At 67.6% G+C, this 12,258-nt stretch carries 12 protein-coding genes; 6 read left to right on the top strand and 6 right to left on the bottom strand.

Features of this window, described 5'->3' with window-relative positions:
- Nucleotides 1–185 precede the first annotated feature (185 nt).
- Nucleotides 186–440 (bottom strand): cell division protein CrgA, encoded by a 255-nt coding sequence (crgA, locus tag ACWC0C_RS22725; protein WP_449194928.1) that lies wholly within the window; start codon nt 438–440, stop codon nt 186–188.
- Between the two features lie 153 nt (nt 441–593).
- Here crgA and ACWC0C_RS22720 point away from each other — a divergent pair, with 153 nt between their 5' ends.
- The 6 genes from ACWC0C_RS22720 to ACWC0C_RS22695 all read left to right on the top strand — a co-directional run bounded on the left by ACWC0C_RS22720 (nt 594) and on the right by ACWC0C_RS22695 (nt 4,871).
- Complete coding sequence (locus ACWC0C_RS22720) at nt 594–1,382, top strand: DUF881 domain-containing protein (protein WP_450865441.1); 789 nt, start codon at nt 594–596, stop codon at nt 1,380–1,382.
- A gap of 43 nt (nt 1,383–1,425) precedes the next feature.
- Nucleotides 1,426–2,118 (top strand): class E sortase, encoded by a 693-nt coding sequence (locus ACWC0C_RS22715; RefSeq protein WP_450865439.1) that lies wholly within the window; start codon nt 1,426–1,428, stop codon nt 2,116–2,118.
- Nucleotides 2,119–2,181: 63 nt separating this feature from the next.
- Nucleotides 2,182–2,343: a hypothetical protein gene (locus ACWC0C_RS22710; protein WP_449194925.1), complete on the top strand. Its 162-nt coding sequence runs from the start codon at nt 2,182–2,184 to the stop codon at nt 2,341–2,343.
- Nucleotides 2,340–2,978: an aminodeoxychorismate/anthranilate synthase component II gene (locus tag ACWC0C_RS22705; protein WP_449194924.1), complete on the top strand. Its 639-nt coding sequence runs from the start codon at nt 2,340–2,342 to the stop codon at nt 2,976–2,978. The genes ACWC0C_RS22710 and ACWC0C_RS22705 overlap by 4 nt, the downstream gene beginning before the upstream one ends.
- Nucleotides 2,975–4,069: a class E sortase gene (locus ACWC0C_RS22700; protein ID WP_449194923.1), complete on the top strand. Its 1,095-nt coding sequence runs from the start codon at nt 2,975–2,977 to the stop codon at nt 4,067–4,069. The genes ACWC0C_RS22705 and ACWC0C_RS22700 overlap by 4 nt, the downstream gene beginning before the upstream one ends.
- 46 nt (nt 4,070–4,115) lie before the next feature.
- Nucleotides 4,116–4,871, top strand: coding sequence for a class E sortase (locus ACWC0C_RS22695; protein ID WP_450865436.1), 756 nt, complete (start codon nt 4,116–4,118; stop codon nt 4,869–4,871).
- A 114-nt stretch (nt 4,872–4,985) separates the two neighbouring features.
- On the opposite strand, the gene ACWC0C_RS22690 is transcribed toward ACWC0C_RS22695, so the two are convergent.
- From ACWC0C_RS22690 to ACWC0C_RS22670, 5 genes are all read right to left on the bottom strand, one after another.
- Nucleotides 4,986–5,411 (bottom strand): hypothetical protein, encoded by a 426-nt coding sequence (locus ACWC0C_RS22690; protein ID WP_450865434.1) that lies wholly within the window; start codon nt 5,409–5,411, stop codon nt 4,986–4,988.
- A gap of 164 nt (nt 5,412–5,575) precedes the next feature.
- Nucleotides 5,576–7,576, bottom strand: a complete 2,001-nt coding sequence (gene pknB, locus ACWC0C_RS22685; protein ID WP_450865433.1) for a Stk1 family PASTA domain-containing Ser/Thr kinase — start codon at nt 7,574–7,576, stop codon at nt 5,576–5,578.
- A gap of 189 nt (nt 7,577–7,765) precedes the next feature.
- Nucleotides 7,766–9,229 (bottom strand): peptidoglycan D,D-transpeptidase FtsI family protein, encoded by a 1,464-nt coding sequence (locus tag ACWC0C_RS22680; RefSeq protein WP_450865431.1) that lies wholly within the window; start codon nt 9,227–9,229, stop codon nt 7,766–7,768.
- A complete protein-coding gene (locus ACWC0C_RS22675; RefSeq protein ID WP_449194918.1) occupies nt 9,226–10,665 on the bottom strand; it encodes an FtsW/RodA/SpoVE family cell cycle protein in 1,440 nt (479 codons plus the stop codon). The genes ACWC0C_RS22680 and ACWC0C_RS22675 overlap by 4 nt, the downstream gene beginning before the upstream one ends.
- A gap of 27 nt (nt 10,666–10,692) precedes the next feature.
- Nucleotides 10,693–12,252 carry a Stp1/IreP family PP2C-type Ser/Thr phosphatase gene (locus tag ACWC0C_RS22670; protein WP_449195107.1) on the bottom strand — a complete coding sequence of 520 codons (1,560 nt, stop codon included), beginning with the start codon at nt 12,250–12,252 and terminating at the stop codon, nt 10,693–10,695.
- Between the last annotated feature and the right edge of the window lie 6 nt (nt 12,253–12,258).

Raw genomic sequence — 12,258 nt, 5'->3', positions numbered from 1 at the left:
GGTACAACTGTGCCCCCTGCCGCTCGGATGTGTTTTCCCAGCTCAGGCAGGGGGCGAACAGGTGTATGGGGGACAGTGGGCCGGTCACACCGGCGTCAACGCCCGATGAGTTATCCACAGATCGTCTTTCTTTTCCCCATGTGGAAAACCGCTGTGGATAACTCGCTGGATAGCCCTGGGCAGAGCTACTTCCACTGCGTGGAGACGCCGAAGCCGGCGGCGATGAAGCCGAAGCCGACCACGATGTTCCAGTTGTTCAGCGCGTCGATGGGCAGGGAGCCGTCTGTCACATAGAAGACGACGATCCAGGCCAGGCCGATGATGAACATGGCCAGCATGACGGGCGCGACCCAGCTGCGGCTGTTCAGCTTGATCGCCTGCGCCTGCTTCGCCGGCGGCGGCGTGTAGTCGGCCTTCTTGCGGATACGTGACTTCGGCACGAGGGTCTCTCCTGTCGATGCGCTGCGTGGCCGCGCAGGTAACCGGTTCGGGGCTCGGGGCAGCGTACAAGTGGCCAACATGACGACTCTGTGTGCTCCCCCGGGCGTCCGTTAGCGTAGTGCTTCCGTGGCGCTGAAGGAGATAAGGGTCCGTTGAGCAATTCTGCCGACTCCCCCGGGACGCAATCAACGGGCTCCGGCCCAGGCCGTCGCCTGCCCTTCCGCCCCGTGCGGGTGCTCACGGCCGCCGTCTTCGCCCTTGCCGGGCTGATCTTCTTCACCAGCTTCAACACGGCCAAGGGCACCGACATCCGTCAGGACGGGTCCCTGCTGAAGCTGTCCGACCTGATCCAGCAGCGCAGCCGTAAGAACAAGGGGCTGGACGAGTCCAACGCGGCTCTGCGCGGGAGTGTGGAGTCCCTGGCCGAGAGCGATGCCGGCGGCAGCAAGGCGCAGGACCGCAGGCTGAGCGCGCTGGAGAAGGGCGCCGGTACCCAGAAGCTCACCGGCCGGGCCATCACCGTCACCCTCAACGACGCCCCGCCCAATGCCACCGCCAAGCTCCCCGGCTATCCCGAGCCGCAGCCCGACTACCTGGTCATCCACCAGCAGGATCTGCAGGCCGTGGTGAACGCCCTGTGGCAGGGCGGCGCCCAGGGCATCAAGGTCATGGACCAGCGGCTGATCTCGACCAGTGCGGTGCGCTGCGTCGGCAACACCCTGATCCTCCAGGGCCGGGTCTACTCGCCGCCGTACAAGATCACGGCGGTGGGGGATCCGGGCACGTTGCAGCGGGCGCTGGCGGCGAGCAAGGCGATCCAGACCTACATGGTGTACGTCAATGTCTACGGCCTCGGCTGGAAAGTCACCGACGACGGGACGGTGACTCTTCCCGGCTACTCGGGCACAGTGGATCTGCACTACGCGAAGCCCGTGCAGTAGTCGTTCGTCAGCCATTCGCCAGCCGTTTGTCACGGAGGCGCCGGTGCGTGTGATCGTCCGGACCGTCAGCGAGCTGTGCATCACCGTCGGCGCCCTGATCGTGCTCTTCGTTGCCTATGCGCTGTTCTGGACGGGGGTGCGGGCGGACGGGGCCATGAGCGACCAGATCGACCAGTTGCACCGGCAGTGGTCGAAGGGGAGCGTGCGGCCGGCGGCCACCGCCCCGGGTGAGCAGACGGTCTCGGTGACCAGGCCGGCGCCGTACCGCTACGGCAGGGCCTTCGCGATCATGTACATCCCGCGGCTTGGTTTCACGTGGAACAAGCCGGTCCTGGAGGGCACCGGCCGGGACGTGCTGGCGAAGGGTCTCGCCCACTACGCGGGCACCGCGCAGTTGGGTCAGGAGGGCAATTTCGCGGTGGCCGGGCACCGGCGCACGTACGGCGATCCGTTCAAGGACTTCCCGGAGCTGCGGGCCGGGGACGCCGTGGTCCTGACGGACGGGACGACCTGGTTCACGTATCGGATCGACAAAGGGCCTTACAAAACCGTGCCCACGGATGTTGAGGTGATCGACCCTGTGCCACGTAAGTCCGGGTATACGCGTCCGGGCCGGTATCTGACGCTGACCACGTGTGATCCGGAATGGGGGCACAGCCACCGGCTGATCGTCTGGGCGCACTTGGACTCCACACAGTCTGTGGAGGCAGGCGAACCGGAGGCTCTGCGCCGTTAGTCTGGTGGCGTACGGCGTGGGTCTGGTGCCGTAGGGGACACGGAAGGGACGGCAGGGAACGGCATGTATGTCTGGATCTGGCGGCATCTGCCGGGAAACGCATGGGTGAGGGCGCTGATCTCCCTCGTCCTGGTCCTGGCCGTGATCTACATCCTCTTCCAGTACATCTTCCCCTGGGCCGAGCCGCTGCTGCCCTTCAACGATGTGACGGTGGACAACCATTGAGCGCGCGGATTCTGGTCGTCGACAACTACGACAGCTTCGTCTTCAACCTCGTCCAGTACCTGTACCAGCTGGGCGCCGAGTGTGAGGTGCTGCGCAACGACGAGGTGTCGACCGCGCATGCCCAGGACGGCTTCGACGGTGTGCTGCTCTCGCCCGGGCCGGGTACGCCGGAGCAGGCGGGCGTGTGCGTGGACATGGTCCGGCACTGTGCCTCGACCGGGGTGCCGGTGTTCGGGGTGTGCCTGGGCATGCAGTCGATGCAGGTGGCGTACGGCGGTGTGGTGGACCGGGCGCCGGAGCTGCTGCACGGCAAGACCTCGCTGGTCGAGCACGAGGGCAAGGGCGTCTTCGCGGGCCTGCCCTCCCCGTTCACGGCGACCCGCTACCACTCCCTGGCCGCCGAGCCGGGGACGGTTCCGGCCGAGCTGGAGGTGACGGCCCGTACGCACGACGGCATCATCATGGGCCTGCGCCATCGTGAGCTCCCGGTCGAGGGCGTGCAGTTCCACCCCGAGTCGGTACTGACCGAGCACGGGCACCGGATGCTGGCCAACTGGCTGGTGGAGTGCGGCGACGAGGGTGCCGTGGCGAGGTCGACGGGGCTTGCCCCGGTGGTGGGCAGGGCCACGGCGTGACCGCGCTGCGCCCGGAGCGCGAGACCGATGCCTCGTACGGGGATCAGTCGTACGGGGCTTCCGGTGCGTTGGGGGACTGGGGCGCGGCGGGCGCGGGCGCGGCACAGCAGGGGGCGTACGGCGAGTCGTACGAGGAGCCTTATCGGCCCGTCCTGGACGACGAGACGATGGCGCTGCGGATGCCCGGTGGGCCGCCGGGTGGCCCGGAGAGCGGGCCCGTACGGGCCTCAGCGGCCCCTTCCGGCTCCTCCGGTACGGGATCGGCGGTCGGTGGCCGTGCCGCCCGCAGAAAGGCCGCCAAGCGGCGCGGTGGGCGCCACGGTGGCGGCCGGGAGGCGGTGCCCGCCGGGACCCGGGGGCCCGGCAGGCCGCTGACCCGGGTGGAGGCGCGGCGGCAGGCGCGGCTGCGCAGGCCGGGTCCGGCCGTGGTCGTGAGCCGGGCGATCGGCGAGGTGTTCATCACCACCGGCGTGCTGATGCTGCTGTTCGTCACCTACCAGCTGTGGTGGACCAATGTCCGTGCCCATGCGCAGGCGGGCAGCGAGACGCACCAGCTCCAGGACGACTGGGCCAGCGGCAAGCGCAGTCCGGGGGTGTTCGCGCCGGGGCAGGGCTTCGCCATCCTGCACATCCCCAAGCTGGACGTGGTCGCGCCGATAGCGGAGGGCGTCAGCAATGAGAAGGTGCTCGACAAGGGCATGGTCGGGCACTACGGCGAGGCTCCGCTGAAGACGGCGATGCCCGATGCGAAGACCGGTAACTTCGGGCTCGCCGCGCACCGCAATACGCACGGGGAGCCGTTCCGGTACATCAACAAGCTCCAGGCCGGTGACGCGGTCGTGGTCGAGACGCAGGACACGTACTTCGTGTACAAGGTGACCTCGATGCTGCCGGTGACCTCGCCGTCCAACACGAGTGTGCTGGACCCCGTTCCGAGGGGCTCGGGCTTCACCCAACCCGGCCGCTACATCACCCTGACCACCTGCACGCCGGAGTTCACCAGCAAGTACCGGCTGATCGTCTGGGGCAAGATGGTCGAGGAACGCCCGCGCAGCAAGGGCAAGCCGGACGCGCTCATCGAGCAGGGCTGAATCGAGCAGGGCTGAAGCGAGTAAGCGAGTAGGGGCAGAGGAAACTGTGGCAGCGACCGCCGACGACACCGAAGAGCACACGGACGCGTCCGATCCGGGTCCCGCCCCGCGCGGCCGGCGTCCCGGCCGCATAGCGACGGCGGTCAGCGTGTTCGGTGAACTCCTCATCACGGCGGGCCTGTTGCTCGCCCTGTTCGTCGTCTACTCCCTCTGGTGGACGAACGTGATAGCGGACCGCAAGGCGAACAAGGAGGCCGACAAGGTCCGTCAGCACTGGGCCCAGTCGACGGACTCCGGTCCGGGTGCGCTGGACACCAAGGACGGCATCGGCTTCCTGCACGTGCCCTCGATGCACAACGGCGAGGTCCTGGTGGAGAAGGGCACGGGCACGGACGTCCTCAACGACGGCGTGGCCGGCTACTACACGGACCCGGTCAAGGCCACGCTCCCCATGACCGGCAAGAACGGCAACTTCACCCTCGCCGCCCACCGGGACGGGCACGGCGCGAAGTTCCACAACATCGACAAGGTGCGGACGGGCGACCCGATCGTCTTCGAGACACGGGACGACTGGTACGTCTACAAGGTCTTCTCGATCCTCCCGGAGACCTCGAAGTACAACGTCAAGGTCGTCTCCCCGATCCCGAAGGAGTCCGGCAAGACCAAGCCGGGCCACTACATCACCCTGACGACCTGCACGCCGGTGTACACGTCGGAGTACCGGTATGTGGTGTGGGGGGAGCTGGTCCGCATCGACAAGGTGGACAGCAAGCGGACTCCGCCGGAAGAACTGAGGGGCTGACAGAGGTCTTTCGGCGACTGCGTGCTCTAGCGTGACGAAGGCCCGAAGCCACGCCTTTCCCTTGTGACTTCGGGCATCTTCGACCGGTCTGTCACCGGGGCACTTTGGGGTTGGTCACGGGCTTCCGTCACCCACCCAGTCGATGCAGCTGTGCACGACCTTGGACCCTTCCATGGTCGCCACTTCGACGCCGACGTAGTTCAGATAGCCGCGAGAGTTGTCAGCGTGCGTGCGCACCTCGATGGGCTTCCCGGAGCCCCGGTAGTTGTAGTGCCAAGGCCAGTACTGGTACGGCTTGTTGACCTGGTCCGATATGAATCGGATGGCTACGCTGTGACCGTCCGGTGAGATGTCATACACGTTCATATCGATGTCGACGTGCAGTGCGGTCCAATTGGTAAATGTCGCCGCCCCGCTCGCGCCGGTGGTAGAACAACCGGCGTAGCTGGGGCCATCTGCCGCATGAGCATCGATCGTCGTGACAGTGAGCAGCGCGGCGGCTGCGGCGCCGATCAGAGCCAGACGCTGTGATCTTTTCATGTACAGAACACTAGCGGCTCGAGTGGATGAGCGAAGGTTATTTCAGGGCAAATCGAGATCTACGGGATGGGCGTTTCTGGGTGTCCGGTTCCCTGAGCCGGAGTGTCCCTCCCGCTCAGGGAACCACAAACTGGCACGAGCCGGTGCTCACCGGTCCCGGAGGCTCAGCCGTTGATGCCGCCGAAGATGCCGCCGTTGCCGTTGCCGCCGTTGTTGGCGCCATCGCCGATGTCCACGGTGGTCAGGATGATCTGTGTGTTGCTCGGATCCGCCTGGGTTCCCTGGGGCGGGGTCTGGCTGACGACCCGGGCCTTGTCGTCGTTCGGTCCGTTGACCTGGATGTTTGTGTAGCCGTTCTGCTGCAGGGTCTGCTGGGCCTGCTTCAGGGTCTGGCCCACGACGGACGGCACCTGCCCCTGCGTCTGGCCGCCCTGGAACTTGCCGACGTTGATGGTGATCGGCTGGTTCTTGGCGAGCTGCTGGCCCGCTGGCGGGTTGGTCGAGAGGACCTTGCCGTCATCGCCCTGGTTGGTGGTGGGGCTGTCCGCGCAGGTGGGCGACAGGCCCAGGTTCTGCAGCTCGGTCTTCGCGTCGTCACAGGACTTGCCGATGATGTCGCTGGGGACCGTGACCTTGTCCTCGGCCTTGGCGACCGTGAGAGTGATCGTGGTGCCCTTCTGACGGCTCGTGCCGCCCTCCGGGTCCTGGCTGATGACCACGCCGGGTGTCTGGGACGACACCTGGATCTTCTTGTCGACCTTGAAGCCCTTGTCCGTCAGCAGGGATTCGGCCTGGTCGAACTGGCTGCCGCGGACGTCTGGCACCTGGACCTTGGGTGCGCCCGTCGAGATCACCAGCTTGACGGTGGTGCCCTTGTCGACCTTGGTGCCGTTGCCGGGGGTCTGCGAGCAGACGTTGCCCTTGGGCTGGTCGTCGCAGGGTTTGTTGGAGGTGCTGACCTTCAGGTCGACGTTCTCGGCCATCTTGCCGGCCGTGGCCGCGGACACACCGACGAAGTTCGGCACCGGTACCTTGCCGTCGCCCGTGTTGCCGCCGCTCGCCACCCACTTCCCGATCAGGATCGCGCCGACCAGGACCAGGATGCCCGCGACCACCAACAAGATCGTGGAGGTGTGGGACTTCTTCTGCTGTCGGCCGCGGCGGCCGGGGCCGTCGTCGTAGCCGTAGCCGCCGTCGTCCGGGTTCATCGGCGGGAGCATGCTCGTGGCGCCCGCGCCGGCGTCGGGGCGCAGGGCCGTCGTCGGCTGGTCGTCGGGGTAGCCGCCGTAGCCCACCGCGCCCATCGCGGCCGTCGCCGCGACCGGCTGGCCGTCCAGGCAGGCCTCGATGTCGGCGCGCATCTCGTCGGCCGACTGATAGCGGTAGTTCGGGTCCTTGACCAGGGCCTTCAGGACGATCGCGTCCATTTCCGGGGTGATTTCCGGGTCGAAGACCGAGGGGGCCTGGGGCTCCTCGCGGACGTGCTGGTAGGCCACCGCCACCGGGGAGTCACCCACGAAGGGCGGCCGTACCGTCAGCAGCTCGTACAGGAGGCAGCCCGTCGAGTAGAGGTCCGAGCGCGCGTCTACCTGCTCGCCCTTCGCCTGCTCCGGCGACAGGTACTGGGCCGTACCGATCACCGCCGCCGTCTGGGTCATGGTCATGCCGGAGTCGCCCATGGCGCGGGCGATACCGAAGTCCATCACCTTGACCTGGCCGTTGCGGGTCAGCATGACGTTGGCCGGCTTGATGTCACGGTGGACGATGCCGTTGCGGTGGGCGTACTCCAGACCCTGGAGGATGCCGATGGTCATCTCCATCGCGCGCTCGGGCAGCAGCTTGCGGCCACTGTGGAGAAGCTCACGCAGGGTGGAACCGTCGACGTACTCCATCACGATGTACGGGATGGAGACCCCGTCGATGTAGTCCTCGCCCGTGTCGTAGACCGCGACGATCGCGGGGTGGTTGAGAGAGGCGGCCGACTGGGCCTCCCGGCGGAACCGGGCCTGGAAGGAAGGGTCGCGTGCCAGGTCGGCGCGCAGGGTCTTCACTGCCACGGTGCGGCCCAAGCGGGTGTCATGCGCGAGGTAGACCTCGGCCATGCCACCACGGCCGAGCACCTGGCCCAGCTCGTACCGGCCGCCGAGGCGACGCGGCTCTTCCATAGCTACCTACCAGCCCTCTCCGTCGGTCTCGGCCGTACACACTCGTGCACGGCCGGAGGCTGCCGTCCGGGCCTACCGTACCCGGCTCGCTTTGTATGACCTGGCCAAGCCCGGAACCCGATACAGGACCGGTATCGCAACGTGCGGCGATGTGAAGAAGACGTGAGCGGCGTCACTTCCTGGGCAAGGTCACTTCTTGGACTTGATGACCGCCTCCATCACGCTCTTCGCGATCGGCGCGGCCAGGCCGCCACCGGAGATGTCGTCGCGGTTGGCGCTCTCGTCCTCGATCACCACCGCCACGGCGACCGGCGAGCTGCCGTCGGGCAGCTTGGCGTAGGAGATGAACCACGCGTACGGGTTGGCGCTGTTCGCCACGCCGTGCTGTGCGGTACCGGTCTTGCCGCCGACGGTGGCGCCCGGGATCTGCGCCCTTGTACCGGTGCCCTTCTGGACCACCGTCTGCATCATGTCCTGCAGGATCTGCGCGTTCTGCGAGGACAGCGGGCGGCTCATCTCCTGCGGCTCGGTCTGCGCGACGGTGTCGAGGTTGGACCCCTGGAGCTTGTCGACCATGTACGGCTTCATCAGCTTGCCGTCGTTGGCGACCGCGGAGGCGACCATGGCCATCTGCAGCGGGGTCGCGGCGGTGTTGTACTGACCGATGGAGGACAGCGCGGTCTGCGACGGGTTCATGTTGTCGGAGAACACCGACGCGTTGGAGCGGACCGGGACGAACTGCTCGGAGTCGAAGCCGAACTTCTTCGCCTCCGCCAGCATCTTGTCGTTGCCGAGGTCGGAGCCGACCTTGCCGAAGACCGTGTTGCAGGAGTACTGCAGCGCGGTGCGCAGGTCGGCGTTCTCGCAGGGGATGTTGCCCTCGTTCTTCAGCTGGGTCCTGGTGCCCGGCATGGTCCACGGCAGGGGCGAGTTCGTCTTCTCGTCGGCCGACTTGTACAGGCCGTTCTCCAGCGCCGCCGCCGCGGTGACCACCTTGAACGTGGAGCCCGGCGGGTAGGTCTCGCGCAGCGCCCGGTTCACCATGGGCTCGGCCTTGTCCTTGGACAGGGTGGTCCAGGCCTTGCCGTCCGACCCACCGGCGATGGTGGAGGGGTCGTACGACGGGTAGGAGGCCATCGCGAGGATCTTGCCGGTGGACGGCTCCAGAGCGACCACGGCACCCTTGCCGCCCTGCTGCTTCAGACCGTCGAACGCCGCCTTCTGCGCCGCCGCGTTGAGGGTCGTGACCACGTTGCCGCCCTGCCGCTGCTTGCCCGTGATCATGTCCAGGGTGTTGCGGAAGAAGAGCCGGTCGTCGTTGCCGGTGAGGATGCTGTCCTCGACGCCCTCCAGGTAGTTGCTGCCGTAGACCTGGGAGGAGTAGCCGGTGACCGGGGCCCACATGGCCCCGTCCTTGTAGGTGCGCTTGTACTTGAAGTCGCCGTGCGTGCCCTGGACCGACCCGGTTATCGGGTTGCCGTCGACGATGATGTCGCCGCGCGGGTGGGCGTAGCGCTCGATGGAGACCCGGCGGTTCTCCTTCTGGGTGGCGAGCTGGTCCGCCTTGACGTACTGGAGGTAGTTGTCCCGGATCAACAGGGCCAGGATGAGCAGGCCGCAGAAGATCGCGATCCGGCGCAGGGGCTTGTTCATGAGGGGCGGACCACCTGGGTCATCTCGGCGTCGGGGTTCGTGGCGGGTGTGGGCGCCGGGCGGCGGGCGGTGTCGCTGATGCGGATCAGGATGCCGATCAGCGCCCAGTTCGCGATCACGGATGAACCGCCGTACGCGAGGAACGGCATGGTCATACCGGTCAGCGGGATGAGCCCCATCACACCGCCGGCCACGACGAAGATCTGGAGCGCGAAGCCACCGGACAGGCCGATGGCCAGCAGCTTGCCGAACGGGTCGCGGGCGGCGAGGGCGGTACGGACGCCACGCTCGGCGATCAGGCCGTAGATCAGCAGGATCGCCATGATGCCCGCCAGGCCCAGCTCTTCACCGAAGGTGGCGAGGACGAAGTCGGAGTTGGCGGCGAAACCGATCAGTTCGGAGTGGCCCTGGCCCCAGCCGGTGCCGAGGGTGCCGCCGGAGCCGAACGCCCACTGGGCCTGCATGAGCTGCTCGGAGTGGCCCTGGAGGCCCTGACGGCTGAGCTTGAACTCCTTCATCGGGTCGAGCCAGGCCTGGACACGCTGCTGCACGTGCGTCTCGAAGCTCGCCACGCCGACGGCGCCGACTGCGGACATCAGCAGACCGAAGACGATCCAGCTGGTCCGCTCGGTGGCGACGTACAGCATGATCACGAACATGCCGAAGAACAGCAGCGACGTACCGAGGTCGGTCTCGAAGACGAGGATGAGGATCGAGATCGCCCAGACGACGAGGATCGGGCCGAGGTCACGGCCACGCGGCAGATACAGCCCCAGGAAACGGCGGCTGGCCAGGGCCAGCGCGTCCCGCTTCACCATCAGATAGCCGGCGAAGAACACCGCCAGCACGAGCTTGGCGAACTCACCGGGCTGGATGGAGAAGCTGCCGACGTGGATCCAGATCTTCGCGCCGTACACGTTCAGTCCGAGGCCCGGGACCAGCGGCAGCAGCAGCAGGACCAGCGCGCCGACCATGGAGATGTAGGTGTAGCGCTGGAGCGTGCGGTGGTCCTTGAGGAAGATCAGCACCACGGCGAAGAGCGCGATGCCCAGCGCCGTGTAGAGCAGCTGGTTGGCCGCCTTGCCGCCCGCGGCATGCATCTGCTGCAGCAGCTTCGACTGGTCCAGCCGCCAGATCACGACGAGCCCGAGCCCGTTGAGCAACGTGGCCAGCGGCAGCAGCAGCGGGTCGGCGTACGGGGCGAACTTCCGGACGGCGAGGTGGGCGACGCCGGCCATCAGGCCGAGGCCGAGGCCGTACTCCAGCAGTCCGGCGGGCACGTGGTTGCTGATGGCCAGGCCCACGTTGGCGTAGGCGAACACCGGGACGGCCACGGCGAAGACCAGCAGGGCCAGCTCGGTGTTGCGGCGGCTCGGTGCGCCGATCGCGCCGATCGTGGACGTGTGGTGCGACGGCGAGTTAGTCGTACTGCTCATGGTGTGACAGGGCCTCTCGCGGCTTCGCTACTGCTTGCCGCACTGATCGACGACCTTCTTCTCATCCTCGGAGAGGCTCGGGCCGGGGTTCGGAGTGGCGGTCGCGGACGGGGACGGGGACTTCGAGGGCGATGTCGGGGGCTTCTTCGACGTCGTACCCGTCGACGGGTTCGGCGTCGGTGATGCCTTGGACGTGAAAGCGGTACGGGTGGTTCCCGTGGTGCCTCCGGCCTCGCCCTGGCCCGTCTTCGCGTTCCGCTGGGACTCGGCGGCCTGGCGCTCCGCCTGCTTCCGGCACGCGGAGGCCTGCACGGACAGCGCCTCGATCTTCGCCTGGGCCTGCTGCAGACCGCCCGCCGTGATCGTGTTCTTGACCTGCTTCTGCTGGTAGAGCGGCAGGTACTTGAGTTCGATCTCGGGGTGGTCCTTCTCGACCTTCGACAGCGACACCCAGGCCAGGTCCTGGCTGATCCCGCGGTACAGCGCCACGTGCTCGTCCTTGGCGCCGACGTAGTACTGCGTCTGCGTCCACTGGTAGCCGCCGTAGAGGCCGCCGCCGATCACGGCGAGGGCGAGCGCGCTGTAGAGGGATCTCTTCAGCCACTTGCGCCGCCCGCGCGGCTTGGTGAGGTCGCCGTCGGCGTAGTCGTCGAAGCTGCCCGCCGGGATGTAGCCGGTGGTGTCGCCGGAGCCGGGCGGGCCGAACTCGCCGCCGCCGTGCCCGGGCGCCTGGCGGCCCAGGTGGGAGGCGCGGCCGGCCGGGGTCTGCATGATGCCGTTGTCGTGCAGGTGGTGCTGGTTCTCGGCGACGGCGCCGACCACGACCGGCTGGTCGGACAGCTGTCCGGCGAGGGTGTCGCCCGTGTCCAGGTCCAGGACGTCGGCGATGATGACGGTGATGTTGTCGGGGCCGCCGCCGCGCAGCGCGAGCTGGATCAGCTCCTGCACGGTCTCCTGCGGGCCCTGGTAGCTGGCGAGGGTCTCCTCCATCGTCTGGTGGGAGACGACGCCGGACAGGCCGTCGGAGCAGATCAGATAGCGGTCGCCGGCCCGGACCTCGCGGATCGACAGGTCGGGCTCGACATGGTCGCCGCTGCCCAGGGCGCGCATCAGCAGGGAGCGCTGCGGGTGGGTGGTGGCCTCTTCCTCGGTGATCCGGCCCTCGTCGACGAGGCGCTGCACCCAGGTGTGGTCCTGCGTGATCTGCGTGAGGACGCCGTCGCGCAGCAGGTAGGCGCGGGAGTCGCCGACGTGCACGAGGCCGAGCCGCTGCCCGGTCCACAGCAGGGCGGTGAGCGTGGTGCCCATGCCCTCCAGCTGGGGGTCCTCCTCGACCATGGCGCGCAGCTGGTCGTTGGCCCGCTGCACGGCCTGGCCGAGGGAGGTGAGGATGTCGGAGCCGGGCACGTCGTCGTCGAGCGTGACCAGGGTGGAGATGACCTCCGAGGAGGCGACCTCGCCGGCCGCCTGGCCGCCCATGCCGTCGGCGATCGCCAGCAGCCGGGGACCGGCGTAACCGGAGTCCTCGTTGCCCTCCCGGATCATGCCCTTGTGCGATCCGGCGGCAAAGCGCAGTGACAGACTCATGCCCAC

The sequence above is a fragment of the Streptomyces sp. NPDC001709 genome (assembly GCF_053596375.1).
Note: the sequence above shows the minus strand (reverse complement) of the source record. Positions and strands in the feature narration are given on the sequence as shown.